The following is a 25,681-nucleotide window of genomic DNA, read 5'->3' as shown; positions in this document are numbered from 1 at the left end:
GTCTTGCAGGTAAAAAAAAATCCCGCCCCAGTACAACTTTAAAGCTTTGTCCCTCTTTTAAAAAAAACTCTGTACCTTTGCGCCTTTGCAACTTTGAGCCTTAACAAAATGAAACAAATTACTTCCGTACAAAATCCGTTTATTAAATCACTTGTTTTATTGCAAGAAAAGGCAAAAGCCCGCAAGCAAACCGGAACATTTTTAATTGAAGGCTTACGCGAAATTTCATTAGCGATAAAGGGAGGCTACAAAGTAGAAACGGTTTTATTTTTACCCGATTTAGTGACGGAGAATCAAATCAACAAACTCATCAACAGTGCTGTTGAAAGGATTGAAATCAATAAAGAAGTTTATCAAAAATTGGCCTATCGAGATACCACCGAAGGTATTTTAGCGATAGCCCAAACCAAATCCATGCAATTATCAGACTTAAATTTATCGGATAATCCTTTAATTTTAGTTGCTGAAGCACCTGAAAAACCAGGAAACATTGGAGCACTTTTACGTACGGCCGACGCAGCAAATTTGGATGCGGTATTGATTGCCAACCCAAAAAGCGATTTATACAATCCCAATATTGTGCGTTCTAGTGTCGGATGTTTGTTTACCAACCAAATTGCCACGGGAACCACTGCCGAAATCATTGCATTCTTAAAAGAAAAAAAGATTGCTTTTTATTGTGCTACTTTACAAAATTCGACCTCCTATCACACACAAGACTTTACAACCCCAACAGCCTTAGTTGTAGGTACAGAAGCCACGGGATTAACCCAAGATTGGCGCGATGCTGCCACTCAAAATATCATCATTCCTATGCAGGGAGAAATCGATAGTATGAATGTTTCAGTAGCTGCCGCTATTTTAATTTTTGAAGCCAAACGTCAAAGAGGCTTTAACTAAAAAACGCTTCCTACTTTCTGAAGGAACAAGTTCTAAGCCCGACTTTAAGGATTTTAAACGTTGTACTGATGATTGATATGGATCTATTTTACGGCTAAGTCGATCTGAATCAATTTCCTAAAACGCCACCCTACCACTTCTTTTTTCAGCGGGGATTCCGTTGAAAATTTCTAATGCAAAATCCAAACTCAGAATTCTTAAATCAAGAGCGCATTCCCTTGCGTATGTTCAAACTTATTGCTATTTTTAGTACTTGAACTATGCCGTTATGATAGAAATAGATATTGAAAAAGAAAATAAAGCAATTGCGCAAGAATATAAAGAATTACTTCGAATTAGTTATCAAACACTAAGTCCTACTGATAAAAAGTTAATTCGTAAAGCTTTTGACGTAGCTGTTGATGCACATAAAGAACAACGACGTAAATCTGGTGAAGCCTATATCTTTCATCCTATTGCCGTTGCAAAAATTGTAGCGTCTGAAATTGGTTTGGGAGCTACCTCAATTGCTGCTGCTTTATTACACGATGTAGTTGAAGATACACCGATGACCGTTGAAGATATCGAACGTTTATTCAATCCAAAAGTAGCACAATTAGTAGAGGGATTAACCAAAATCTCGATGGTTCAAAGAGACTTGAACGCTTCCATGCAGGCCGAGAATTTCAGAAAAATGATCCTTACCTTAAATGATGACGTGCGGGTAATTTTAATAAAGTTAGCGGATCGTTTGCACAATATGCAAACGATGGATTCAATGGCGGAATACAAACAAACCAAAATTGCCTCAGAAACACTATACATTTATGCTCCCCTTGCCCATCGTTTAGGTCTGTATAACATTAAAACAAAACTGGAGGATTTAGGTTTAAAGTATACCGAACCTCATGTTTACGAAGACATTGTCAGCAAAATAAGAGAAACCAAAGAAGAGCAAGATGCTTATATCAAAGATATCTCGGAAGTACTAAAGAAATCTTTAGATGAAGAAAATATAGACTACATCATTAAAGGGCGTCCAAAATCCATTTATTCCATTCGCAGGAAAATGCGTGCTCAAAACGTAAGCTTTGATGAAGTTTACGACAAATTTGCGCTCAGAATTGTATACAAATCAGATGCCCACGATGAAAAATTTATCGCTTGGAAAATTTACTCTATAGTAACAGATCATTATAGACCAAGTCCAAGTCGTTTGCGTGACTGGATTTCCTCTCCAAAATCAACAGGTTATGAAGCCTTGCACATCACCGTAATGGGCCCTAAAGGTCGCTGGGTAGAAGTACAAGTACGTAGCGAACGTATGGATGAAATCGCCGAAAAAGGCTACGCAGCCCATTACAAATACAAAAACGGAGCTAACGAAGAAAGTGGTTTAGATGTTTGGTTGAATTTACTTCGTGAAGCCTTAGAGAACCAAGAAACCAACGCAGTTGATTTTGTGGAAGATTTTAAAATGAATTTGTATTCAAAAGAAATCTTTGTCTTTACCCCTAAAGGAGAAATTAAATCACTCCCAAAAGGAGCCACCTCTTTAGATTTTGCTTTTAGCATACACTCTGAAATCGGAATCAAAACTAGAGGAACTCGTGTAAATGGCCGATTGGTCCCACTAAATTACGAACTAAAAAGTGGAGATCAAGTGGAAGTCATTACTTCTGCTAATCAAAAACCAACAGTCAACTGGCTTGAATATGTTACCACTTCAAGAGCAAAAAATAAAATCAAAAACGTTCTCAACGAGAACACTAAAAAAATTGGTGAAGAAGGAAAAGAGTTACTGACTCGAAAACTAAAACATCTAAAAATAACCATCAACGAGCAAGTGATTAACGAATTAGTTAATTTCTTCAAACTAAAAACAAGCTTAGATTTATTTTACAGAGTAGGAATTGGTGCGATAGAAAATCAGCAGTTAAAAGATTATGCGGCTCAAAAAAGCAACTCTTTTATCAATTTCTTTAAAAATAAAATCAAAAGAAATAAAGACACTGCCGCCGACGACATTCACAAACCCGTAATCAGCAGCAATTACGACATGTTGGTTTTTGGAACCGAACACGACAAGCTCGACTACAAACTCTCTCCTTGCTGCAACCCTATTCCAGGGGATGACGTTTTTGGATTTGTCACGATCAATGAAGGAATCAAAGTACACAAGAAAGACTGTCCAAACGCCATTGGCATGCAGTCCAACTACGCCTACCGCATCATGAGCGCCAAATGGATTGATTCTTCTCAAGAAGAATTCAAAGCCATCATCAATATTACCGGTATGGATGTCCTAGGACTCACCAACCAGCTTACTCGTGTCATTTCGAACAATATGAGCGTCAACATCCAGAGTATTTCTCTGAGCACAGATGCTGGGATTTTCCATGGCCAGATTGCCGTTATTGTTCAAAACAACACCATTCTTAAGAAAATGATCAATGCTATTAAGAAAATTGATGGCGTAGATAAAGTGACACGAGAATACAGAACCTAACTTTTTAACCTATCGATAGGGGTTTTATAACTAAACTTTAAACCCGAAACTTTTATTCATTAAAAATAAAAAATTATCTTTGCCGGATATGACACTCATTTCAACTGACAACACTAAAAATCAAGAAATTGTAAAAAATGTTTTTACAATGTACCTTGAACAAAAAGGGCATCGCAAAACTCCTGAGCGCTATGCCATACTTCAGGAAATTTACGATAGCGAAGAACATTTTGACATAGAAAACCTTTATATCAAAATGAAAAACAAAAACTATCGTGTGAGTAGAGCAACACTATACAATACTATAGAGTTGTTGTTAGACTGCGCCTTAGTAAGAAAACATCAATTTGGGCAAAATCAGGCTTACTACGAAAAATCATATTTTGACAAACAGCACGATCACATCATCATGACGGATTCAGGTGAGGTTATTGAATTTTGTGACCCAAGAATTCAAACCATCAAAAAAACAATCGAAGAAATATTTGATATTGAAATCACCAATCACTCACTATATTTTTACGGAAATAAAAAGAAAAAAGAATAATCCGATTCGGTATTATTAAAAAAATATAAAAAAAGAAAATTACTACATTAATCAGTAGGACAATTTAAATTGTCTCAACGCAAATTAAAACAGAATGACCGTAGATTTATTACTAGGATTACAATGGGGAGATGAAGGTAAAGGAAAAATTGTTGACGTTCTTACCTCTAATTACGATATTATTGCACGTTTTCAAGGAGGACCAAATGCAGGACATACATTAGAGTTTGACGGAATCAAACATGTACTAAGAACCATTCCTTCAGGAATTTTTCATAAAAATTCAATCAACATCATCGGAAATGGAGTTGTAATCGATCCAGTAGTTTTTCAAAAAGAAATTGAAGGTTTAGAGAAATTCAACCTTGACATTAAAAGCAAACTGATCATTTCAAGAAAAGCGCATTTAATTCTACCAACGCACCGTTTATTAGATGCAGCTTCTGAAGCATCAAAAGGAAAAGCAAAAATTGGTTCTACTTTAAAAGGAATTGGTCCAACTTATATGGACAAAACTGGTAGAAATGGTATACGTGTTGGAGATATTGAATTAGAAGATTTCAAAGAACGTTACAGAGCATTAGCAGACAAACATGAAGCGATGATTGCTTTTTATGATGTTGCTATTCAATATAATTTAGCTGAGCTTGAAAAAGAATTTTTTGAAGCGATCGAAGAATTAAAAAAATTAGACTTTATTGACAGTGAAGAATACATGCACCAAGCTCAAAAAGCGGGTAAATCTATTCTATGTGAAGGAGCTCAAGGTTCTTTATTAGATGTTGATTTCGGAACTTATCCTTTCGTAACTTCATCCAATACAACTGCAGCTGGAGCATGTACTGGTCTAGGAATTGCCCCTAATAAAATCAAAGAAGTTTACGGAATCTTCAAAGCATACGTTACTCGTGTAGGTAGTGGTCCATTCCCTACTGAGCTTTTTGACGAAGTTGGTGCTACGATGGCTAAAGTTGGAAACGAATTTGGATCTGTAACAGGAAGACAAAGACGTTGTGGTTGGTTAGACTTAGTAGCTTTAAAATATGCTATTCAAGTAAATGGTGTTACACAATTAATGATGATGAAAGGGGATGTTCTTTCAGGATTCGATACATTAAAAGTATGTACACACTACAACTACAAAGGAGAAAACATCGCTCACTTCCCTTATAACATCGAGCCAGAGAACGTAACTCCTGTTTACAAAGAGTTCAAAGGATGGCAAGCTGACTTAACAGGAATGACTACTTACGATGAATTACCAGTTGAGCTAAAGGAATATATTGAATTTATTGAGAAAGAAGTTGAAGTGCCAATCAAAATTGTATCGGTTGGACCAGACAGAAAACAAACAATAACGAAATAAAAAACACTAAACGCTCTGATTATCAGGGCGTTTTTTTTATATAAAACTATTATCAAGATGCAAAACCCAAAAATCAAAATAACCGACACTTCTTTATTATCAGACAATTGGTACCTCTTAAACAAAGTTACTTTCCAATATCAAAAAGAAAATGAAAAAGCGCAAACACACGTTCGTGAAGTCTATGACCGTGGAAATGGTGCTGCCATATTGTTATACAATACCAACAAGAAAACAGTTATCCTAACAAGGCAATTTCGTTTGCCAACTTTTCTTAATGGTAACGCCACTGGCATGATGATAGAGGTCTGTGCAGGTCTTTTAGACGAAGATAACCCTGAAGCTTGTATTATTCGTGAAACCGAAGAAGAAACAGGATATCGCATCACTAAAGTTCAAAAAGTAGTAGAAACCTATATGTCACCGGGCGCTGTAACCGAAATTCTTTACCTATTCCTGGGAGAATACAACGATAGTATGAAAGTAAGCGAAGGTGGAGGATTAGATAGCGAACAAGAAAACATTGAAGTACTGGAATACACTTTTGATGAGGCTTACGCCATGATCGAATCTGGCGAAATTCTAGATGCTAAAACTATTCTATTATTGCAACATGCCAAGATAAAAGGATTGATTTAATCCTATTTTGAGTATCTTTCAGTTAAAAAAAAAGCCCATAAATGAGAAAAATAACACTACTTATATCCTTCTTATTGTCTTTCCAAATATGGGCTCAAAACAATACTAAAACCAAAGCTGATCAACTCCAAGAATACCAACTAGCCACTACCTATTTAAAAAACGCAGAGTTAAACCAGGCACTAAATAAATTCTACTACACCAACTGGCTCAATCCTAAAACCGAAATTGCTGCACTCTGCTTAAAAAGAGCCGACTCCCTCAAAACAACCCTTCGCAAAGATTTAATAACTAACCTATGTGGAAGTTGGAAAATGTTTGACGACAGACCTTCATGGGGTATTAGAGAAGACAGCATAGTGGGAAATATGATCACCATAAATCCTAGCGAAATTCAGTTTTTCGAATTAACCAAAGGCGCTAAAACCTGGAAATTAACCAAATCCGAAAAAATACTTTATCACGATACTTTAGCACGAGAGTTAGGCTATAATGAATTGATTTTTGCAGACCAAGACATCTGGAGCTACTATCTCGACGAAAAAACAGGCCACTTAAATACCACCTTTACCGGAGAAAAAACCGAAATAGGACGAACTGAAATAGTTTGTGGCACCGTTACCAAAACTTATTTTAAATTACAGTAATTTTTTTTTCGGCCGCTAATCCCCTAATAAAAGAATATGATAATCCAACAAACAATTGCTATAATTATGTAATTATCTCTCTCACAAATTGAATAACTTTACTAGTCTAAAATATTATATATGAGAAGGTTATACAGCACGTCAATTATACTATTAAATGCACTTTTACTACTATCTTCTTGTAAAAAAGCAGAACCAAGTACAAATCCCTCTGAAGCCAATAGCGCTAAAAAAGTAATTACACATCAGAAACCCAAAACCACTGGTTTCCATATAGAAAACACCAAACAATGGCTGGCCACCAATAAAGATGACCTGGCCAAACTCAATATAGCCTACGCTATTAACCGAACAGATAAAGCAAATTTCACTAAAATCGACTCGGTAGTTATTCCAGATGACTTTAGTGGTGATATGGTGTACTATTTTCCATTTCCATTGCATATTTCTGCTTTAGAACCTGTCTCCAAAATCATTCTTTTCTCTTACCCTACTCAGGCATTTGCTGCTTATGAAAATGGAGAATTGGTTCGAACAGGTCCAACCAATATGGGAAGAAAAAAAGATCCTACTCCAACGGGTTTGTTTTTTACCAACTGGAAAGCAGAAAAAACAACCAGTACCTTTAATGATGAATGGGAACTAAAATGGAATTTTAATATCGAAAACAAACTGGGTGTGGGTTTTCACGAGTACACACTACCGGGTTATCCCGCCTCTCACTCTTGTTTACGACTAGAACAAGACGATGCCAAATTCCTCTATAAATGGGCCGATGAGTGGATCTTAGCGGACAGAGAAAATATTAAGGTAAAAGGTACTCCCGTACTCGTTTTTGGAAGTTATAATTTTGATGCTCCAAAACCTTGGTTGCAATTAATTAAAGATCCAAAAGCTTTAGACATTTCTGAGTCTGAAATCGTAAGCCAAATAAAACCTTTTATACAAAAGATCGTAACAAATCAAAAACTCAGAGAAGAAGAAGAACTACAAACTACAACACCATAAAGCACAATCATAGTCAAAAAAAAAAGCATAAGAATCAAATCTTATGCTTTTTGCTTTATATAAAAACCAATTATTATCTTGAATAATTTGGCGCTTCTTTAGTAATAGTCACATTGTGTGGATGACTTTCTGTAATTCCACTTGACGTGATGCGAACAAAACGTCCTGTTTCTTGTAAAGTTGGAATATCCTTTGAACCACAGTATCCCATTCCTGCACGAAGACCTCCAACAAACTGAAGCATACTTTCGTTTAATTCTCCTTTATAAGGAACACGACCTACAATTCCTTCTGGAACTAACTTCTTAACATCATCTTCAACATCTTGAAAATAACGATCTTTTGAACCACCTTCCATAGCTTCAACAGATCCCATTCCTCTATATGATTTGAATTTTCTTCCTTCAAAAATAATAGTTTCTCCTGGAGATTCTTTTGTTCCTGCTAATAACGAACCTAACATTACACAGTCAGCTCCTGCAGCAATTGCTTTAGGAATATCACCTGTATAACGAATTCCTCCATCAGCAATAACTGGAACCCCTGTTCCTTTAATAGCCGCAGCTACTTCAAGAACCGCAGAGAATTGTGGAAAACCAACACCTGCAACGATACGAGTTGTACAGATAGAACCAGGTCCGATTCCAACTTTTACTCCATCCGCTCCATTTGCAACTAAATATTTAGCGGCTTCTGGTGTAGCAATATTTCCAACAATTACATCTATTCCTGGGAATTTTGATTTTACTTCTTTTAAGGTATTCACTACACCTTCTGTATGTCCGTGTGCCGTATCAATAATAATAGCATCTACTCCTGCCGCTACCAAGGCAGCAGCTCTTTCAACAGCATCACCAGTAACTCCGATAGCTGCAGCTACTCTTAAACGACCAAATACATCCTTATTGGCAATTGGCTTTTGCGTTAACTTGGTAATATCTCTAAAGGTAATCAAACCAACTAATTCATAATTGGCATTTACCACAGGTAATTTTTCGATTTTGTGACCTTGTAAAACAACTTCAGCTTGTTCTAATGAAGTTCCTTCGGCAACCGTAACTAAGTTTGTACTGGTCATTACCTCAACAATTGGTCTAGCACCGTTTTTCTCAAAACGCAAATCACGGTTAGTAACAATTCCTTTTAGGATTCTGTTTTCGTCAACGATAGGAATTCCACCAATTCCAAATTCTTTCATTGCACTTTTTGCGTCTGCAATTGTTGAAGTCATCGGTAATGTTACCGGATCGATAATCATTCCAGACTCAGCACGCTTCACTCTTCTGACTTTCGCAGCTTGTTGCTCGATAGTCATGTTTTTATGTAAAACACCAATTCCACCCTCTTGCGCCATAGCAATAGCCATAGAACTTTCAGTAACGGTATCCATAGCAGCGGACACTATAGGAACGTTAAGTGTTATGTTTCTTGAAAATTTTGATTTGATACTCACTTCGCGAGGAAGCACATTCGAGTAGTTAGGTACTAATAAAACATCATCGTAAGTTAAACCTTCGCCGATAATTTTGGAGTTGTGTGCTATCATGTTGCAATTTCTAGTTGAATTGCGTGCAAATATAGTGAATAAATTGGAAACTTGAATACTAACTTATTCATAAATTTACATTCACAAGAAAGTACCTACAAATACAAACACCCCTCAAACATCGATTTAGCAGACCAACACTTAGACTTTTCTCACTAACAAAGGCAGTCCATGGCGCAAATTTTACTTGTTCCGTTAAGAAATGATCACTGCGAATCTTGAAAAATAAAATTAAGACCAAATTGAAATGCCAAACTATTGGCCTTGGAAACATCTCTATATTCAAGTATATTATCAACTAAAGCATAGAGATTCACTTTTCCGACTGTACCTGAGAACCCTAGCCCGATATTTTTATTAGAAAAGCGATCAAATGTATAGGTCGCCTTTACCTCTAATTTCTCAAAAATACTTCGTTTGTAAAAAGCCGTTAGCGCCATATAGGGTTGTTTTGGCAAACTCATTACGAACACTTGTCCTCCAAAGGCATTCAGATAACGCTTTTTAACAGCCCCCTTACAATTACACGCATCATCTGATCTTGATTCACCAAATGAATACTCCATAGAGGAATACCATTTTACCGGCCTCCAAGTCGTGTATTTATGATAAAGGGTATCACGAGGGATCGCCTTTTCAAAATCATCAAAAACATTCTCGGGCTCATCATTGTCATCAAAGCTAGGATTAACCCCTTCATATTGGTATTTTCCTTTGTAGGTTAAAGTCTCAATATCTTTTGAATGTTTTATAAAACCAAGATCAACGACACTAGCCGTCAATTGAAGATTTTCTTTCAGATAATACGTAAATCCAGCATCTAAACCCAAACCGAGACTTCCATTAAAAAAAGTATTATGCGCAATATCTTTAGGAATACTCCCCTCATAGTCGTCTTTGGTAAAACGAGCAAGACCCGAACTTTTCAACTCTAAGTCGGAGTCAATTATTTGCGTATAAAGATTAGGTGTTCTGGTACTTTGTCCTGTATAGATATATCCCGAATTTTGGGTAGAGCTGACATTAGCACCACTTGAATACACTTTAGCCCGACCACCTAAAACCAACTTTTCACTAAACTTTTTATGAAACCCTACATGAAGCACAGCCAGTACTTCAGCTCTAAGATTAAAATCAGACAAATGGAATGATTTACCAATATAATCCCTGTTTCCCTCTAAGGCTAGAATAGCCATGTCTTTTGGGAAATACATTAAAAAGTCAAGTTCTTGATAAGCACCAAAGGATATATAGGACTTACTATCGATACCTCCCACTCTAAAACCACCTGAAAATAATTCAAGTTGTTCATTGACCTGAGCCCTGTCCTTATTAGAAGATTTACCCACTACCCTACGCACTTTATCATTAAAATCGATTCCGTCGTTGGCAAATAAATCATAGGCAGAAAAACTACTCGATCCGAGATTGGCCGAAACTCCAGATAAAGCTGGAACTCCAAAATAAAATTTATAAGATACATCTGCTCCTGGATTTACGAGTGATGCCTGCGGAATTGAAGTAAAATTATACAGCACTGCCTTGTTTTGAGCCAAACAAACCACCTGAGAAATGAGCATCAAAAAAAAGATAGCTTTCTTCATTCGATTAGCATATAAACAGTTGCAGAAGATCGCAATTTTAAATTGCCTTTACTATTTTGACCTAAGGGCGCACCAGAAGCTAATTGAACCCTAAACGCAATTTTCGTGGTCTGTTTTAAAAGAGCTAATTTCTGACCCTCAAAAATTTCAGATTGCTTTGTAATATTAGTTGTACCTGAATAAGCTGGGCTATTTATTGTAATAACATCAAGATCTTGATTACTCGAATTCTTCAGAACAATCTCAATGGTAAAAGCTCGCGCTATGGTGTTATCCAATTCAAAATCAAGCACTGCTTTGACTAGATTATCTCTAAAAAATTTATCTCTAAAAGCATCAAATTCTTGTTCGTCAACTTCTACCTCTTGGGGGGTTCCATCGGCTACAATTTGGTTTGCAGGAAGATCAAAATACGCCAAATTAGCCACATAAACGGGCTCTAATTTTAAATCTTTAGCCTGATCAAAGTTCAAATCACTTGAACATGATAAAAACAACAAGCACAACAATAAAATTTTACAAATTCCGCCTAAAGAGGTTGCTTTCATTAATTAGTTGTATTAAGAAGATATACTCATAATTTTAATTGTATTACTAAGCCCTAACAAAGTAAATATACTTATTTTAATGAAATGCACCAAACAATTTAGAAGCCTCATTGTAAGCACTTTCAAAACTCAAAGAATTCAGTCCCGTTATTTTTTTATTAGCTGTAAAATACGAAATCAACTTTTCTGTAGGCATATTTCCCGTCAGTTTATCTGTAGCCATTGGGCAGCCTCCAAAACCTTGAATAGCCCCGTCGAAACGCAAGCAACCGGCCTTAGCTGCAGCATCTATTTTCTCAAACCAACTAGTGGGCGTTGTATGCAAATGAGCTCCAAATTCAATATGAGGATATTTTGGTATTAAATTTGAAAAAAGATACTGAATCACCTCTGGTGTTGAACTTCCAACGGTATCGGAAAGCGATAAAATTTTCACCCCCATTGTAGCCAATTTTTCGGTCCATTCTCCCACGATTTCCACATTCCAAGGATCTCCGTAAGGATTCCCAAAACCCATTGAAAGATAAGTCACCACTTCCTTATTTTTTTTATCAGCTATTTCAAGAATTTCTTCAAGAGTAACCAAGGATTCCGCGATGGTTTTGTGCGTGTTTCGCATTTGAAAATTCTCCGATATAGAGAAAGGAAATCCTAAATAATGAATAGTTTCTTGCTCTGAAGCCGATACAGCCCCTTGTGTATTGGCTATTATCGCTAATAACTTGCTACTGGTTTGTGACAAATCTAGTTGCGCCAAAACCTCCGCTGTATCCTGCATTTGTGGAATTGCTTTAGCAGACACAAAGCTTCCAACATCGATCGTATCAAAACCAACTCTTAACAAAGCTTGTATATAAGCCACTTTGTTTTTAGTGGGAATAAAAGTTTTGATGCCTTGCATAGCATCACGTGGACATTCGATAATCTTGATTTCTTTATTCAAAGCTTATTCATTTGTAGAGGCTAAGTTAGTTTCTTTTTTAAAGAAATAAAAGAGAATAAATTTTCTTTGTCTCTTTTATTTCATCATTCGCCAAAGGCTTTCCACTACCGAAAAACGTAATACACCTCAATATTACCAAAAAACGTAATAATTAAAAATATTACGTATATTTGTAATAATATAAACTGAATTATTTTAATTATATTTGAACATCATGACCAGTGTAATTACAGGAGACCTAATTGGCTCAAGACAACAAAAGACAAAAGATTGGGTAGAAAACCTAAAAAAGATCTTAGCTCGATTTGGAGTAACACCAAGTCAATGGGAAATTTATAGAGGAGACGAATTTCAGCTTGAAATAAAAAATCCTGAAGAAGCGCTATTAGCTGCCATTTTAATCAAGGCCCATTTAAAAGCCTTAAAGCTAGATGCTCGAATGAGCATAGGTCTTGGGAACGTAAGCTATCAAGCTGAAAAAATAACAGAAAGTAATGGCTCTGCTTTTATACATTCTGGAGAAGTTTTTGAGACCTTAAAAAAACAGAAGCTCACATTGGCCCTACGAACTGGCGACCAAGCATTCGATGAAAAGATGAATTTAATGATTCAATTAGCTCTGACCTTTATGAACAATTGGCTCGCGCAATCGGCCGAATTTGTCGCTATTGCTATAGAAAACCCTAGTTTATCACAAGAGGAACTGGGACAAAAATTAGGCATTAATCAAGCCGCTGTGAGCCGCAGACAAAAACGCGCTCAATTTGATTTGGTACTGTCTTTAGATCGTTATTTTAGAGCGCAAATAAAACAACTCAACGCCTTATGATTTTATTTATAAAACTATTTTTAGCGCATTTACTAGGTGATTTCATTTTCCAACCAAACTCTTGGGTAGTGGACAAAGAGACCAAAAAACACCAAAGCATTTACCTCTATCTTCATGTGCTTTTACATGGCGTTTTTGCCACACTTTTAGTGGGCGACATTCAGTTTATTCCTTATGCCTTTTTTATTGCCATAACACATGGTTTTTTGGATGTAATTAAACTACATTTTCAAACAAAAAAGACAAAACGAGGCTGGTTTATAGCAGATCAAATTGCACATATTTTGATTTTAGTCGCTATTACACTACTGTATCAAAATAAAAACATTATTCATTTTTGGTTACTTGATCAATTCTGGATCATCCTAACGGGAGTTTTATTTATAAGTAAACCCACCTCCATTTTTATCAAAACCATTATCTCCATCTGGAACCCCGAAAGTCAGAATAGCAACCATGACAATTCACTAGCCAATGCTGGAAATTATATTGGCATTTTAGAACGCTTGTTTGTTTTCTGCTTTATCTTAACTGGCCATTTTGAAGCCATCGGTTTTCTTTTGGCTGCCAAATCTATCTTTAGATTTGGGGACCTAAAAGAAGCCAAAGACAGAAAACTCACCGAATATGTTTTAATTGGTACCTTACTAAGCTTTGGCCTGGCTATACTTACTGGATTTATTGTACAAGCCTTGCTTTTATAACTGCCCTAAAACCTTTTTATTTATGGCTTTAATCAACGCTGGACCTTCGTAAATAAAGCCCGTGTATAATTGTACTAAACTTGCTCCTGCGTTCAATTTTTCAATAGCATCATCTGCTGAATGTATCCCTCCAACTCCAATGATTGGAAACGCTTTATTACTTTTATCCGCAAGGAAACGAATCACTTCAGTAGAGCGTTTCGTTAATGGTTTTCCAGACAAACCACCCATCTCTCCTTGATTTTCTGATTGCAAGCCCTCTCTGGAAATAGTAGTATTGGTTGCAATTACGCCCGCAATCTGTGTTGTTTTTACAATATCAATGATATCCAACAATTGCTCATCTGTAAGATCTGGAGCAATTTTCAAAAGAATAGGTTTGATCTTTTGAGTACTTGTTTTTTGTTTTTCTACATTTCTGTTTTGCAAAGTTTGCAACAAAGCAGTCAAAGGCTCTTTATCTTGTAATGCTCTTAAATTTGGCGTATTTGGTGAACTTACATTCACTACAAAATAATCCACATGATCAAACAAGGCATCAAAACAAATGATATAATCATCAACCGCATTTTCATTTGGCGTTACTTTATTCTTTCCAATATTTCCACCAATTAAAACACCTGAATTCTTTTTTAAACGTTGTAAAGCCTCTAGAACACCTCCATTATTAAACCCCATTCGGTTAATAATCGCCTGATCTTCTCTTAGTCGAAACAAACGTTTTTTAGGATTTCCTTCTTGACCCACTGGGGTTACCGTACCGATTTCTATAAAACCAAAACCAAAGTCCGAAAGCTCTTTGTATAATTTGGCATCTTTATCAAATCCTGCTGCAAGACCTACCGGATTTTTAAATTTAATTCCAAAAACTTCACGTTCTAAACGACTATCTTTTACCTCATAAAGAGACTTGATAATTGAAGAAACTCCAGGTATTTTTGAAATGAATTTAACAACGGAGAAAGTAAAATAATGTACTTCTTCAGGATCAAAACAAAAAAGTATCGGACGAATTATCAATTTATACATAAGATAGAGTGGTGTTTTTTTTGGTTGCAAATTTAAGTATAATACTTGAAAATGACTCTTTTTTGCAAAAATACTGTTTCCAACCCAACACAACAACCCCTAAAAAACTAAGCAACAACAAGTTAACACTCAAAAAAAGCCCCCTAAAAACAATTCTTATTACAAGAATCAAACAAGAAAACGCAAACCACTTAATACTAGTACATAAATAGAACTAATTGGACTTATTTTTTATAATTTTACATTCCAACAACACCTTTGCATTCAAAACTGATTATAATGAAAAATAAAACTTATTGGATAGTAGCCCTACTTGTGATTTCAATTATTTCTATAGCGTTTGGTTACACCAAATTTACGACCCTACAAGCCAATAAGGAAGCAATGCAATGTGCTGAAACAGCACATACTTCAGAAAAATCATTGTTTAAACCCACCATAGAAAACAAGAACAGACCTGATGCTACTAAAACTCCCAAAGGAATGGTATGGATTCCAGGAGGAGAATTCTCCATGGGAAGCAATGTTGAAGATGAAAGTTTATGCAGCATTAAAGGAGTAACAAAAGATGCCAGCCCCATACACCAAGTTTATGTAGACGGTTTTTATATGGACCAAACAGAAGTAACAAACGATCAATTTGAAGCCTTTGTAAAAGCCACTGGTTATGTAACCTTTGCCGAGAAAAAGCCCACTCATGAGCAATATCCTGAAGTACCCTTAGAAAATTTAATTGCCGGATCAGCCGTGTTCACCCCTACTCCTGCAAAAGTAGTTTTAGACAATTACATGCAATGGTGGACTTATATGGGAGGAGCAGACTGGAGACATCCTGAAGGACCAACGAGCTCTATAAAAGGAAAAGGAAACTATCCTGTAGTGCAAATTTCCTTTGAAGATGCCGCTGCTTACGCCAAATGGGCGGGAAAAAGACTCCCAACAGAAGCCGAATGGGAATTTGCAGCCCGTGGTGGAAAATCGGGTCAATTATATGCTTGGGGAAATACCCTAAAACCTAAAGGTAAATTTCAAGCGAATATCTATCAAGGTCACTTTCCAATGGAAAATGGAGATACCGGAGAAGATGGTTATATAGGCATCGCACCGACTGCTCAATTCGCCCCTAATCCTTATGGTCTTTACGATATAGGAGGAAACGTATGGGAATGGACAAACGACTGGTACACGGCCGACTACTACTCGACTTTAAGCCAAACAGGCACCATAGCAAAAAACCCTAAAGGTCCTGACTCCTCCTACGATCCAGCAGAACCGGGACTAGCCAAAAAAGTACAACGTGGAGGTTCTTTTTTATGTACCGATCAGTATTGCACCCGTTATATGGTAGGCACTAGAGGAAAAGGAGATTATCAATCCCCTGCCAATCATACCGGCTTTAGATGCGTTCAGGTAAATTAAAATTTGTTTAAACACTACAAACGGCATTTAGAGAATCAAAATACAGGCAAAAAAATCATTCTTATGACTAAAACCACAGAACTTTAGATTTGTACTGCCTTTTGTAAGAATTGAAAAAAAATCTAAAAAACCTTTTATTGGCTTTTTCGAATATTTTCCCGTCGCTTAAACTTTACAGGCATAAAACGCCTAAATATTTGTTTATATTTGCCTAAAAAATAAACAAATGCAACATATTATAGATCGTTTTATCAGTTATGTAACAATTGATACCGAATCAGACCCCAACTCAAAAACAACACCAAGTACAGCAAAACAATGGGATCTTGCCAATAAATTAGTCGAAGAACTAAAATCAATTGGCTTAGAAGATGTTACCATAGACGACAAAGCCTACATCATGGCTACCTTACCAAGTAACGTAACACATGATGTACCCACCATTGGTTTTATTTCTCATTTTGATACCTCCCCTGATTTTAGCGGAGCTAATGTAAAACCTCAAATTATTGAAAATTATGATGGAAAAGATATTGTTTTAAATGCAGAAAAAAATATCATCTTATCTCCTGATTATTTCAAAGACTTACTACAATACAAAGGTCAAACCATCATCACTACTGATGGAACTACGCTACTAGGAGCTGACGACAAAGCTGGAATTACCGAGATTGTTTCCGCAATGGAATATCTAGTTCAGCACCCTGAAATCAAACACGGAAAAATCCGAATTGGCTTTACCCCTGACGAAGAAATTGGTCGTGGTGCACATCATTTTGATGTTAAAAAATTTGGAGCCGAATGGGCGTATACAATGGACGGAAGTCAGATTGGGGAACTAGAGTATGAAAATTTTAATGCCGCCGGAGCCAAAATTACCTTCAAAGGAAAAAGCGTCCATCCAGGTTATGCTAAAGGAAAAATGATCAACTCCATGTTGATTGCCAATGATTTTATCAATGAACTTCCTAAAGAAGAAACCCCACAACAAACCAAAGGTTACCAAGGATTTTTTCACGTGCATCACCTAACGGGAGGCATTGAAGAAACCGTTTTAGAATTGATTATTCGCGACCACAACAAGAAGAAATTCGAAAAAAGAAAAGAGTTAATTGCCAAAATAACCAAGAAAATAAACAAAAAATTCGCCAAGCAATTTGGAGAACCTATTGTTATTGCTGAAGTACAAGATCAGTATTACAATATGAAAGAAAAAGTACTTCCTGTAAAACATATCGTAGACATTGCTGAAAAAGCAATGCGAGCATTAGACATCAAACCCCTGATCAAACCAATTCGTGGTGGTACTGACGGCTCTCAATTGTCTTATATGGGATTACCTTGCCCTAACATCTTTGCCGGCGGCCATAACTTTCATGGTAAATACGAATACGTACCAGCAGAAAGCATGCAAAAGGCTACCGATGTTATTGTTAAAATTGCTGAATTAACAGCAATTCCTGGTGTCTTTGATATAAGCGAAACTCCTAAAAAGAAAAAATAATTGGATCCAAATTCTGATAAAAAATACGTTTGGGACAAAGTCAATAATTGGGAAGAGGAACTCCTCTTCCTAAAATCCATCATTGACAAAACACCACTGGAAGAAACCGTAAAATGGGGTGGTCCAGTATATGTTTACAACAAAAAAAATATTATCGGAATTGGTGGTTTCAAAGATTATTTTACCATTTGGTTTTTTAATGGTGTTTTTCTCAAAGACGAGAAAAAACGACTTATAAATGCTCAGGAAGACAAAACCAAATCCTTGCGTCAGTGGCGTTTTACTTCTAAAGAAGAAGTCAATGAAGAAGAGGTTCTGGCTTATATTTACGAAGCCATTGAAAACGAAAAACAGAGAAAAATCATCAAACCCTCAAAAAAAGACCCTATTGTTTCCGAACTTTTTCAAAAAGAATTGGATCAAAATCTGGCTTTAGCAACAGCCTTTGAGAAATTTAGTCCGTACAAACAATACGAGTTCTTAGAATACATTGAAAGCGCTAAACAAGAAAAAACCAGACGCTCGAGAATCGAAAAAATCATCCCGATGATACTCGACCACATTGGTCTAAATGACAAATACCGATAGGAGTATTAACTCCTATTACTACCACAACCTTTTTCACTGTTTTTGAACTTTGGAAAAGGTTTTTTTTATCCTAAAAAACAAAAAGCTCACGCCTCTTTTCCTCCCTTCTATCCCCCCTTTACTCCACCTCCAATCGCTTTTTTTCAATCTTTCCCATCTTATAAGCAAACCAACCACAAAACACATCGAGAAAGAAAATAGCTATCAAAGCCAGAATTAGTACCAAATAAAAATCCCAAACTCTACAATAGAATTTGGGATTTTTTATCCTTTAGGAACTAAAAAAACTTACGCTTTTTTAGCCAAAGCAGCACTCATTTCCATAGAAATAGCTGAACGCTCTATCTTTAATTTTCCAGACATTGTCTCAATGATTACAGAATTGTCCTCAAGTTGAGCAATTTTACCGTGAAAACCACTTTTAGTAATTATTTTATCACCTACTTTTAGGCTGCTTTCAAATTCTTTTTCGTTTTTCGCTTTTTTCTGTTGTGGTCTAATCATAAAGAAATAGATTACCACGAACATTAATAGAAATGGTGCAAATTGAGTTAATTGTTCCATAATGAAAATTCTGTTTTTGTTTTTGTTATTATTATATTATTTTTTTGGAATTTAGTCTTCCCGAAATTGACATTTCAGAAATCCTACATTAAACCGCGACCCACTTTCACCATCTTTTTGTTGGCTTCAAGCTCTTTCACTAAGTTATCTAAAATTCCGTTGATAAAAATACTACTTTTTGGTGTAGAATACTCTTTTGCAATTTCTAAATATTCGTTAAGAGTTACTTTTACAGGAATGGAAGGGAATTTTAAAAATTCACAAATGGCCATTTTTAAAATAATAGTATCAATTTCCGCTATCCTTTCACTATCCCAATTTGGTGTTTTATCATCATACTCTTTTGCAAAATTCACCTCATTTAAAACCGTTCTTCTGAACAAGTCTTTTGCAAAATCCCTATCCTCAATATCTTTATACAATTTTGGCACTCTAAAATCATCTGGATTATCCGATTTAATTGCTTTTAATTGTTTCACAATATGCGTATTTACCACTGGAATATCATCAACCCAAGTTAATTTATCGTCTTCCAAATACTCGTATAATTTCTCATTAGGCACAATCACCTCTGCAAATAAATCTGCTACAAAATCTCTATCTTCTTCAAAAGTACTAGTAGTTGTGCTCATGTATTTTACATACAAATCACTGGCTTTAATATCGTTTAAAAGCAAAATAATATAATCATCATTTAATGACCAATTCGTGATTTTACGATTTTCTAAAGCAATACTCAAAGTGTTGCTTTCGGCAAGAAGTTGAAAGATTTTGTTGTTGATGAACTTTTCGTTCGGTTTACGTTCTGCAGCAGTTGCAAGATGTTTTTTGCTTGATAGATGTAAAAAAATCGACTCTTTTTTGCAAATTTCAATCAATGAAGAAAGCATTATAAGATATAGGTCCTGAATATTATCAATACTGTAAAAAAGAAATTTCTCTTCTTTTTCCAAATTGTCAGAACCGCTTTGATGCATTGCATAAATGGATTGCATTACTTTAACGCGTATGTGTCTTCTATTTACCACCTTGTAAGAACATTTAAAAATTAGTCTGCAAAAATAAGAATTTAACAGACGATATTAAAATTTAAACCAATAAAAAAGCATTTAAATATTGGATACATAAAAAAGTCTTAGTTTTCGGTCTCAAATTCAGGGCACACCTAAAATCAAAACCGATACTAAGACTTTAAAATTCTAAAACTAAATTTTACTAAATTTTACTATTTTTTACTGTTTTCAATTTTTCTCAAATCAATACGATTTTGAGCAATTGTAAGAGCTGCTTTATGAGTAGTCATACCATTTTTCACAGCGTAGTCGATAATTTCTAAAGTAGTATTATAGATATTTTCGGTTTTGCTCATGATTTCAGCTTTACCATAATGCTCTAACTCAGCATAAACATTGATAATTCCACCCGCATTGATCAAGAAATCCGGCGCATATAAAATACCTCTTTCTTGTAATCTTTGCCCGTGAATATTTTCATCAGCCAATTGATTGTTGGCAGCACCAGCAATAACCTTAGCCTTAATTTTGTTTACCGTCTGATCATTGATGATGGCTCCCATAGCACATGGAGCATAAATATCAACATCTGCAGTATACAAATCATCCCCTGTATATATAGTAGCATTGTATTTCGAAGCTACCTGAAGTAATTTTTCTTCATTGATATCCGTAATAGTAACGAGCGCTCCTTCTTTAGTTAAATACTCTACCAAAGCTTCACCCACGTGACCAATCCCTTGCACCAATACTTTTTTACCCGCTAATACATCAGTACCAAACTTGCTTTTTGCCGCAGCTTTCATTCCTAAATACACACCATACGCTGTGATAGGCGAAGGATTCCCTGAACCACCTCTTTCTTCAGAGATTCCCGTAACATAAGGCGTTACATCTCTAACGGTGTCCATGTCTTTAGTCTCCATCCCAACATCTTCAGCCGTAATATATCTACCTCCTAAAGAGTGAACAAACTCTCCAAACTTGCGCATCAACTCAGGAGTTTTCTGCGTTTTAGCATCTCCAATAATTACTGCCTTACCTCCACCAATATTCAATCCAGTGATAGCAGACTTATAAGTCATACCTCGTGAAAGACGCAAAACATCATTTAATGCCTCCCACTCCGTATTATAATTCCACATTCTAGTACCTCCTAAAGCTGGTCCCATAACCGAATTATGAATACCAATAATTGCTTTTAAACCTGTATCTTTGTCATTGCAAAATACAATTTGTTCGTGATCGTCAAAAGATAATTGACCAAAAACAGGATCCATTTTTTGAAGTTCTTTTCCAGTTGCGAAAGTTGCATCCATAGCGCTACTATTTATTTGTTAAAATTATGAATTTGTCAAAAAGACTTCTCAAATTTATACAAAAAATATACATGTGCTAATTTTTTACACTTAAAATAACAATATAATAATCGTTTTGTTTTGATTAAATTATACATTCCATTAACCTTAATGCACAATAATTTACAAAATCAAAACTTTTCAACATCGAATCTCTTAAAATAATGAAAGAACTAAGCTATTTAAACAAATACTTTATCAAATATAAATATAGTTTCATATTAGGAATTTTAATAACCATTATCGCACAAATATTCTCTTTGTTTACCCCCAAGCTGATTAGTAAGTCGCTAAATGCCATCGAACGCTTTGACAAACTACCTCAAGCCGATCAAAGCTCACCTATTATCATTGCGAGTTATCATCAAGATTTAATTCATAATGTATTACTGATCATAGCCACTACGATCGTAGCGGGTTTTCTAACCTTTTTAATGCGCCAAACCTTGATTGTAATGTCGCGTCATATTGAGTTTGATCTAAAAAATGAAGTCTTCAACCAATATCAAAATTTATCTCAAAACTTCTACAAACAAAATCGCACAGGAGATTTAATGAATCGCATCAGTGAAGACGTTTCTAAAGTACGTATGTACGTTGGCCCGGCCGTTATGTACACCATCAACACTTTTATTCGTTTTGCCATTGTTATTATATATATGTACAATGTTTCCCCTTTACTTACTTTATATACCATCTTACCCTTACCTATACTTTCCTACTGTATTTTCAAACTAAGTTCTGAGATTAACAAACGAAGCACCATCTTCCAACAATATCTATCAAAAGTATCAAGCTTTTCACAGGAAATATTTTCCGGAATCAGAGTAATCAAAGCCTATTCCTTAGAAAACCAACACCAAAATAATATGGTTGCTCTTGCCCAAGAAAGCAAAAGCAAAAGTTTAAACTTAGCCAAAGTACAATCCTTATTTGGCCCCTTGATGATTGCTTTAATCGGAATCAGCAATTTAGTAGTCATTTATTTCGGAGGGCTAATGTATATCAATGGCACCATTAAAAACATTGGAACTATTGCTGAATTCATCCTTTACGTAAACATGCTTACTTGGCCAGTGGCTTCATTAGGATGGGTATCCTCCATGGTACAAGAAGCGGAAGCATCTCAAAAACGTTTGAATGAATTCTTAAAATTGGAACCCGAAATTAAAAACAACAACGAAAACCCTTCTGATATTCAAGGCGATATTGTTTTCGAAAACGTAAGCTACACCTATGAAGACACCAACATTGAAGCGCTTAAGAAGGTAAGTTTTTCGGTAAAAAAAGGAGAAACACTTGCCATTTTAGGAAAGACCGGTTCAGGAAAATCAACTATTTTATCTTTAATCTCACGTCTATATGATGTCACTGAGGGTAAGATCACTATTGATCAAAATGAAATCAGCACTTTGAATTTAAATGACCTGCGAAACAATATTGGGATAGTACCTCAGGACGCTTTCTTGTTTTCCGACACCATCAAAAACAATATCAAATTTGGCAATCAAAACGCCACGGACCAAGAAGTCATTCAAGCAGCTAAAAACGCAGTGGTTCATGACAATATCATCACATTTAATAAACAGTATGACACCGTTTTAGGAGAAAGAGGCATCACACTATCAGGTGGTCAGAAGCAACGTGTATCGATCGCTAGGGCCATTATAAAAAATCCAGCCATCCTACTCTTCGACGATTGCCTGTCTGCAGTAGACACTGAAACAGAAGAAACCATTTTAAGTAATTTGTTTGAAATATGTAAAGATAAAACGACCATAATCGTAAGTCACCGTATTTCATCTGCTAAAAATGCGGATAAAATAATCATTTTAGAAGACGGTAAGATTATTCAACAAGGCTCTCATAATCAATTAATAAATCAAGAAGGATATTACGCATCGTTATATTTAAAACAACTTTCGGAAAAAGAATTACTTTAATTGTTGCGTAATCGATAATTTTTTATGATTTTTGAGTACTATTAATTCCAAAAAATGATAGAACGTATTATGAGAGAAAATGACATGTTAGAAAAAGAAGAGATTTTTTCTAAAGTATTACGAGCAGGAAGAAGAACTTATTTCTTTGATGTGAGAGCTACTAAGGCTGACGATTATTATATCACCATTACTGAAAGTAAAAAATTCACTGAAGAAGATGGTTCTTTTCATTTTAAAAAACACAAAATCTATTTATACAAAGAAGATTTTAGTGCTTTTGCCGAAATACTTGAAGAAATGACTTCATACGTCTTGAACCACAAAGGCGAAGAGGTTATCTCTGAAAGACACCAAAAGGATTTTAAAAAAGAATACGGTTCCGATAAACCTGAAGGACAAAGATCTAGTTTTACAGATATTGATTTTGATGACATTTAGTCCCTTATAACTTTTTAAAAAGTACAAGTCCAATATGCCTGCATTTTGGACTTTTTTTATACATTTAACCGAAAGTTATCTCACTTAAACTTCGCAAAATGGAAACAACCTTATTGATATTACCTGGACTTGGAAATTCTGGAGATAAACACTGGCAAACCTTTTGGCATAAAAAATTTGAGAATTCCATACGTTTGGTTCAAGATAATTGGGATGAGCCCATACTCGAACAGTGGCTCGAACGATTAAAAGAAGAAGTCGCCAAACTCAACAGTCCTACTATTCTAGTAGCGCATAGCTTAGCCGTTTCCCTAGTGATGCATTGGGCACAAAATAACAGCAATCCAAATATTATTGGCGCTTTATTAGTAGCCCCAGCTGATGTCGATTCACCTGATCACGCTCCGGCATGTATTCGAAACTTCTCCCCTATGCCTTTAGCTAAATTACCCTTCCCCTCTATAGTGGTGGCCAGTGAGAATGATCCCTATGCATCTTTTGAGCGCAAGGAATATTTTGCCAAAATGTGGGGTAGTAATTTTGTCAATGTAGGACCAAAAGGACACATCAACTCTGATTCCGATTTACAATATTGGGAAGAAGGCCAATTGATTTTACAGCAGTTAATAAAAACCCTAGAATAACCCTCCCTCTACCCTTAGATTCTGCAAACAAAACTACGAATCCTCACTAACCGATTCGCAATCCATTTTCTATTTTAAAATCAGGAGCCAATAAAATAACATCCCCTTCCTCACCTACAGCACCCAAAACCAAACATTCGCTCATGAATTTACCTATTTGTTTTTTAGGAAAATTTACCACCGCTACTATTTGTCGGTTTACCAATTCTTCTTGTCGATAACGTTTGGTTATTTGCGCCGATGATTTTCGGATACCAATCTCAGTCCCAAAGTCTATCGTCAATTGATAAGCCGGTTTTCTAGCTTCAGGAAAATCATTTACCGCTATAATCGTTCCGACACGCATATCGGTTCTTTCAAATTCATTCCAAGTTAAATCCATTTTCTGCTTTACTTATTGATTTACAAACCTATTAATTTTACAATTATTATCCCGAATTCTATAACCGTTTTTTTACCTAAGCTTCTAATTTTACTAACGAATTATCAAGCGAACCTTAAAAATAGTTAAAAATGGAAAATAGTTTAATCAATACAAGTCAGTCTCTTAGAGATTCTGATTTTGACATACTGGAACAAAATACCGATAAATATATAGAAACCGCCCGAAATGTAAAACTATACGTGAAAGATTACGGCCAAGGAAAACCTGTAATTTTAATTCATGGCTGGCCACTTTCTAATGAAATGTGGGAATATCAAATTGACTTTTTAGTTCAAAATAACTTCCGAGTTATTGCTTATGATCGTCGTGGATTCGGTAAATCCTCACAACCATGGGATGGATATGATTACGATACTTTGACCGATGATCTAAAAGAAATCATCAATCAACTAGAATTAGAAGATGCCACTCTTGTTGGCTTTTCAATGGGCGGCGGAGAAGTAGTGCGGTACTTTAGTCGTTATGGCGGTAAAGGCGTCACCAAAGCAGCTCTTATCTCCTCCATTATTCCTTTTTTATTAAAAACGGAAGACAACCCAGAGGGACATCCTAGAAAAAAAAGCGAAACTACTGCAAGTGCCATAAAAGAAGATCGAATCGCCTTTGTCGATAATTTTGGAAAAATATTTTTTGGTATCAACATCATCAACAACCCCTTAAGCAGTGCGTTATTGGAATACTACAGAATGTTGTGCTCATTTGCCTCTCCAAGAGCCACATTAAAGTGCGCAGAATCTTTTTCGAATACCGATTTTAGAGACGAATTAAACACTATAAATGTTCCTACCTTAATTATTCATGGAAATGCTGATAAAATAGTACCGATTGAATTGACCTCTAAAAAAGCGGCCGCAGCAATAGCCAACAATACTTATATTGTTTATGACGGTGCACCACACGGCTTATTCTACACTGAAAAGGATCGATTAAACGAAGATTTACTAGATTTTTTGAATTCGTAGCTAAC

The 25,681-nt window shown here is 35.6% G+C and carries 25 protein-coding genes; 16 read left to right on the top strand and 9 right to left on the bottom strand.

From position 1 onward, the window contains the following. Positions 1-108: 108 nt before the first annotated feature. The 7 genes from AC51AA_RS17900 (at position 109) to AC51AA_RS17870 (ending at position 7,595) form a co-directional block, all read left to right on the top strand. Positions 109-900, top strand: coding sequence for a TrmH family RNA methyltransferase (locus AC51AA_RS17900; RefSeq protein ID WP_500703555.1), 792 nt, complete (start codon positions 109-111; stop codon positions 898-900). A gap of 268 nt (positions 901-1,168) precedes the next feature. Beyond that, complete coding sequence (locus AC51AA_RS17895; protein WP_500703554.1) at positions 1,169-3,388, top strand: RelA/SpoT family protein; 2,220 nt, start codon at positions 1,169-1,171, stop codon at positions 3,386-3,388. Positions 3,389-3,476: 88 nt separating this feature from the next. Next, positions 3,477-3,935: a Fur family transcriptional regulator gene (locus AC51AA_RS17890; RefSeq protein ID WP_500703553.1), complete on the top strand. Its 459-nt coding sequence runs from the start codon at positions 3,477-3,479 to the stop codon at positions 3,933-3,935. 94 nt (positions 3,936-4,029) lie between these two features. After that, entirely contained in the window at positions 4,030-5,301 is a 1,272-nt protein-coding gene (locus tag AC51AA_RS17885; RefSeq protein ID WP_500703552.1) for an adenylosuccinate synthase, read from the top strand. A 57-nt stretch (positions 5,302-5,358) separates the two neighbouring features. Further along, positions 5,359-5,940: an NUDIX domain-containing protein gene (locus AC51AA_RS17880; RefSeq protein ID WP_500703551.1), complete on the top strand. Its 582-nt coding sequence runs from the start codon at positions 5,359-5,361 to the stop codon at positions 5,938-5,940. 41 nt (positions 5,941-5,981) lie between these two features. Further along, complete coding sequence (locus AC51AA_RS17875; RefSeq protein ID WP_500703550.1) at positions 5,982-6,587, top strand: hypothetical protein; 606 nt, start codon at positions 5,982-5,984, stop codon at positions 6,585-6,587. 120 nt (positions 6,588-6,707) lie between these two features. Next, positions 6,708-7,595, top strand: a complete 888-nt coding sequence (locus AC51AA_RS17870) for a L,D-transpeptidase (protein WP_500703549.1) — start codon at positions 6,708-6,710, stop codon at positions 7,593-7,595. 73 nt (positions 7,596-7,668) lie between these two features. Here AC51AA_RS17870 and guaB read toward each other — a convergent pair whose 3' ends face one another. The 4 genes from guaB to AC51AA_RS17850 form a co-directional block, all read right to left on the bottom strand. Next, positions 7,669-9,141 (bottom strand): IMP dehydrogenase, encoded by a 1,473-nt coding sequence (gene guaB, locus AC51AA_RS17865; RefSeq protein ID WP_500703548.1) that lies wholly within the window; start codon positions 9,139-9,141, stop codon positions 7,669-7,671. Between the two features lie 206 nt (positions 9,142-9,347). Further along, complete coding sequence (locus AC51AA_RS17860; protein WP_500703547.1) at positions 9,348-10,745, bottom strand: DUF5723 family protein; 1,398 nt, start codon at positions 10,743-10,745, stop codon at positions 9,348-9,350. Further along, on the bottom strand, positions 10,742-11,293 hold the full coding sequence (locus AC51AA_RS17855; RefSeq protein ID WP_500703546.1) for a hypothetical protein: 552 nt from the start codon (positions 11,291-11,293) through the stop codon (positions 10,742-10,744). Before AC51AA_RS17855 ends, AC51AA_RS17860 begins: the two co-directional genes overlap by 4 nt. Positions 11,294-11,369: 76 nt before the next feature. Then, entirely contained in the window at positions 11,370-12,236 is an 867-nt protein-coding gene (locus AC51AA_RS17850) for a hydroxymethylglutaryl-CoA lyase-like TIM-barrel protein (protein WP_500703545.1), read from the bottom strand. 214 nt (positions 12,237-12,450) lie between these two features. Between AC51AA_RS17850 and AC51AA_RS17845 the strand changes: the two genes are divergently transcribed. Both AC51AA_RS17845 and AC51AA_RS17840 read left to right on the top strand, forming a co-directional pair. Further along, positions 12,451-13,065, top strand: coding sequence for a SatD family protein (locus tag AC51AA_RS17845; protein WP_500703544.1), 615 nt, complete (start codon positions 12,451-12,453; stop codon positions 13,063-13,065). After that, positions 13,062-13,769, top strand: coding sequence for a DUF3307 domain-containing protein (locus tag AC51AA_RS17840; protein ID WP_500703543.1), 708 nt, complete (start codon positions 13,062-13,064; stop codon positions 13,767-13,769). The genes AC51AA_RS17845 and AC51AA_RS17840 overlap by 4 nt, the downstream gene beginning before the upstream one ends. Here the strand turns inward: AC51AA_RS17840 and AC51AA_RS17835 are convergent. Further along, entirely contained in the window at positions 13,764-14,798 is a 1,035-nt protein-coding gene (locus tag AC51AA_RS17835; RefSeq protein ID WP_500703542.1) for a quinone-dependent dihydroorotate dehydrogenase, read from the bottom strand. The genes AC51AA_RS17840 and AC51AA_RS17835 overlap by 6 nt on opposite strands. Positions 14,799-15,077: 279 nt before the next feature. On the opposite strand from AC51AA_RS17835, the gene AC51AA_RS17830 reads away from it, so the two are divergent. The 3 genes from AC51AA_RS17830 (at position 15,078) to AC51AA_RS17820 (ending at position 18,309) form a co-directional block, all read left to right on the top strand. Beyond that, the gene (locus AC51AA_RS17830; protein WP_500703541.1) at positions 15,078-16,217 is read left to right on the top strand and encodes a formylglycine-generating enzyme family protein; all 1,140 of its coding nucleotides are present in this window, start codon (positions 15,078-15,080) and stop codon (positions 16,215-16,217) included. Between the two features lie 226 nt (positions 16,218-16,443). Next, positions 16,444-17,721: a peptidase T gene (gene pepT / locus AC51AA_RS17825; RefSeq protein WP_500703540.1), complete on the top strand. Its 1,278-nt coding sequence runs from the start codon at positions 16,444-16,446 to the stop codon at positions 17,719-17,721. Then, complete coding sequence (locus AC51AA_RS17820) at positions 17,722-18,309, top strand: YdeI/OmpD-associated family protein (protein ID WP_500703539.1); 588 nt, start codon at positions 17,722-17,724, stop codon at positions 18,307-18,309. Positions 18,310-18,597: 288 nt separating this feature from the next. Here AC51AA_RS17820 and yajC read toward each other — a convergent pair whose 3' ends face one another. The 3 genes from yajC to AC51AA_RS17805 all read right to left on the bottom strand — a co-directional run bounded on the left by yajC (position 18,598) and on the right by AC51AA_RS17805 (position 21,205). Beyond that, a complete protein-coding gene (gene yajC, locus AC51AA_RS17815; RefSeq protein WP_500703538.1) occupies positions 18,598-18,873 on the bottom strand; it encodes a preprotein translocase subunit YajC in 276 nt (91 codons plus the stop codon). Between the two features lie 83 nt (positions 18,874-18,956). Further along, a complete protein-coding gene (gene nusB / locus AC51AA_RS17810) occupies positions 18,957-19,868 on the bottom strand; it encodes a transcription antitermination factor NusB (protein ID WP_500705657.1) in 912 nt (303 codons plus the stop codon). Positions 19,869-20,098: 230 nt separating this feature from the next. Next, on the bottom strand, positions 20,099-21,205 hold the full coding sequence (locus AC51AA_RS17805; protein ID WP_500703537.1) for a Glu/Leu/Phe/Val family dehydrogenase: 1,107 nt from the start codon (positions 21,203-21,205) through the stop codon (positions 20,099-20,101). A gap of 203 nt (positions 21,206-21,408) precedes the next feature. Here AC51AA_RS17805 and AC51AA_RS17800 point away from each other — a divergent pair, with 203 nt between their 5' ends. From AC51AA_RS17800 to AC51AA_RS17790, 3 genes are all read left to right on the top strand, one after another. Continuing rightward, complete coding sequence (locus AC51AA_RS17800; protein ID WP_500703536.1) at positions 21,409-23,187, top strand: ABC transporter ATP-binding protein; 1,779 nt, start codon at positions 21,409-21,411, stop codon at positions 23,185-23,187. 69 nt (positions 23,188-23,256) lie between these two features. Further along, positions 23,257-23,625 carry a PUR family DNA/RNA-binding protein gene (locus tag AC51AA_RS17795; RefSeq protein WP_029268690.1) on the top strand — a complete coding sequence of 123 codons (369 nt, stop codon included), beginning with the start codon at positions 23,257-23,259 and terminating at the stop codon, positions 23,623-23,625. A gap of 98 nt (positions 23,626-23,723) precedes the next feature. Then, positions 23,724-24,269 carry an RBBP9/YdeN family alpha/beta hydrolase gene (locus AC51AA_RS17790; RefSeq protein ID WP_500703535.1) on the top strand — a complete coding sequence of 182 codons (546 nt, stop codon included), beginning with the start codon at positions 23,724-23,726 and terminating at the stop codon, positions 24,267-24,269. 46 nt (positions 24,270-24,315) lie between these two features. Here AC51AA_RS17790 and AC51AA_RS17785 read toward each other — a convergent pair whose 3' ends face one another. Next, complete coding sequence (locus AC51AA_RS17785; protein ID WP_500703534.1) at positions 24,316-24,651, bottom strand: tRNA-binding protein; 336 nt, start codon at positions 24,649-24,651, stop codon at positions 24,316-24,318. 131 nt (positions 24,652-24,782) lie between these two features. Between AC51AA_RS17785 and AC51AA_RS17780 the strand changes: the two genes are divergently transcribed. Then, complete coding sequence (locus AC51AA_RS17780; protein WP_500703533.1) at positions 24,783-25,676, top strand: alpha/beta fold hydrolase; 894 nt, start codon at positions 24,783-24,785, stop codon at positions 25,674-25,676. Positions 25,677-25,681: the final 5 nt, after the last annotated feature.

The organism is Flavobacterium sp. OHVDL-2026-0007, from assembly GCF_059882335.1.
The sequence above is the reverse complement of the archived record's forward strand: the minus strand, read 5'-3'. Positions and strand labels throughout refer to the sequence as shown.

What these genes read in the sequence shown, in the direction of transcription:
- AC51AA_RS17900 (WP_500703555.1), top strand. Translation starts at nt 109, where the DNA reads ATGAAACAAATTACTTCCGTACAAAATCCGTTTATTAAATCACTTGTT.
- AC51AA_RS17895 (WP_500703554.1), top strand. Translation starts at nt 1,169, where the DNA reads ATGATAGAAATAGATATTGAAAAAGAAAATAAAGCAATTGCGCAAGAA.
- AC51AA_RS17890 (WP_500703553.1), top strand. Translation starts at nt 3,477, where the DNA reads ATGACACTCATTTCAACTGACAACACTAAAAATCAAGAAATTGTAAAA.
- AC51AA_RS17885 (WP_500703552.1), top strand. Translation starts at nt 4,030, where the DNA reads ATGACCGTAGATTTATTACTAGGATTACAATGGGGAGATGAAGGTAAA.
- AC51AA_RS17880 (WP_500703551.1), top strand. Translation starts at nt 5,359, where the DNA reads ATGCAAAACCCAAAAATCAAAATAACCGACACTTCTTTATTATCAGAC.
- AC51AA_RS17875 (WP_500703550.1), top strand. Translation starts at nt 5,982, where the DNA reads ATGAGAAAAATAACACTACTTATATCCTTCTTATTGTCTTTCCAAATA.
- AC51AA_RS17870 (WP_500703549.1), top strand. Translation starts at nt 6,708, where the DNA reads ATGAGAAGGTTATACAGCACGTCAATTATACTATTAAATGCACTTTTA.
- guaB (WP_500703548.1), bottom strand. Translation starts at nt 9,141, where the DNA reads ATGATAGCACACAACTCCAAAATTATCGGCGAAGGTTTAACTTACGAT.
- AC51AA_RS17860 (WP_500703547.1), bottom strand. Translation starts at nt 10,745, where the DNA reads ATGAAGAAAGCTATCTTTTTTTTGATGCTCATTTCTCAGGTGGTTTGT.
- AC51AA_RS17855 (WP_500703546.1), bottom strand. Translation starts at nt 11,293, where the DNA reads ATGAAAGCAACCTCTTTAGGCGGAATTTGTAAAATTTTATTGTTGTGC.
- AC51AA_RS17845 (WP_500703544.1), top strand. Translation starts at nt 12,451, where the DNA reads ATGACCAGTGTAATTACAGGAGACCTAATTGGCTCAAGACAACAAAAG.
- AC51AA_RS17840 (WP_500703543.1), top strand. Translation starts at nt 13,062, where the DNA reads ATGATTTTATTTATAAAACTATTTTTAGCGCATTTACTAGGTGATTTC.
- AC51AA_RS17835 (WP_500703542.1), bottom strand. Translation starts at nt 14,798, where the DNA reads ATGTATAAATTGATAATTCGTCCGATACTTTTTTGTTTTGATCCTGAA.
- AC51AA_RS17830 (WP_500703541.1), top strand. Translation starts at nt 15,078, where the DNA reads ATGAAAAATAAAACTTATTGGATAGTAGCCCTACTTGTGATTTCAATT.
- pepT (WP_500703540.1), top strand. Translation starts at nt 16,444, where the DNA reads ATGCAACATATTATAGATCGTTTTATCAGTTATGTAACAATTGATACC.
- yajC (WP_500703538.1), bottom strand. Translation starts at nt 18,873, where the DNA reads ATGGAACAATTAACTCAATTTGCACCATTTCTATTAATGTTCGTGGTA.
- nusB (WP_500705657.1), bottom strand. Translation starts at nt 19,868, where the DNA reads ATGCAATCCATTTATGCAATGCATCAAAGCGGTTCTGACAATTTGGAA.
- AC51AA_RS17805 (WP_500703537.1), bottom strand. Translation starts at nt 21,205, where the DNA reads ATGGATGCAACTTTCGCAACTGGAAAAGAACTTCAAAAAATGGATCCT.
- AC51AA_RS17800 (WP_500703536.1), top strand. Translation starts at nt 21,409, where the DNA reads ATGAAAGAACTAAGCTATTTAAACAAATACTTTATCAAATATAAATAT.
- AC51AA_RS17795 (WP_029268690.1), top strand. Translation starts at nt 23,257, where the DNA reads ATGAGAGAAAATGACATGTTAGAAAAAGAAGAGATTTTTTCTAAAGTA.
- AC51AA_RS17790 (WP_500703535.1), top strand. Translation starts at nt 23,724, where the DNA reads ATGGAAACAACCTTATTGATATTACCTGGACTTGGAAATTCTGGAGAT.
- AC51AA_RS17785 (WP_500703534.1), bottom strand. Translation starts at nt 24,651, where the DNA reads ATGGATTTAACTTGGAATGAATTTGAAAGAACCGATATGCGTGTCGGA.
- AC51AA_RS17780 (WP_500703533.1), top strand. Translation starts at nt 24,783, where the DNA reads ATGGAAAATAGTTTAATCAATACAAGTCAGTCTCTTAGAGATTCTGAT.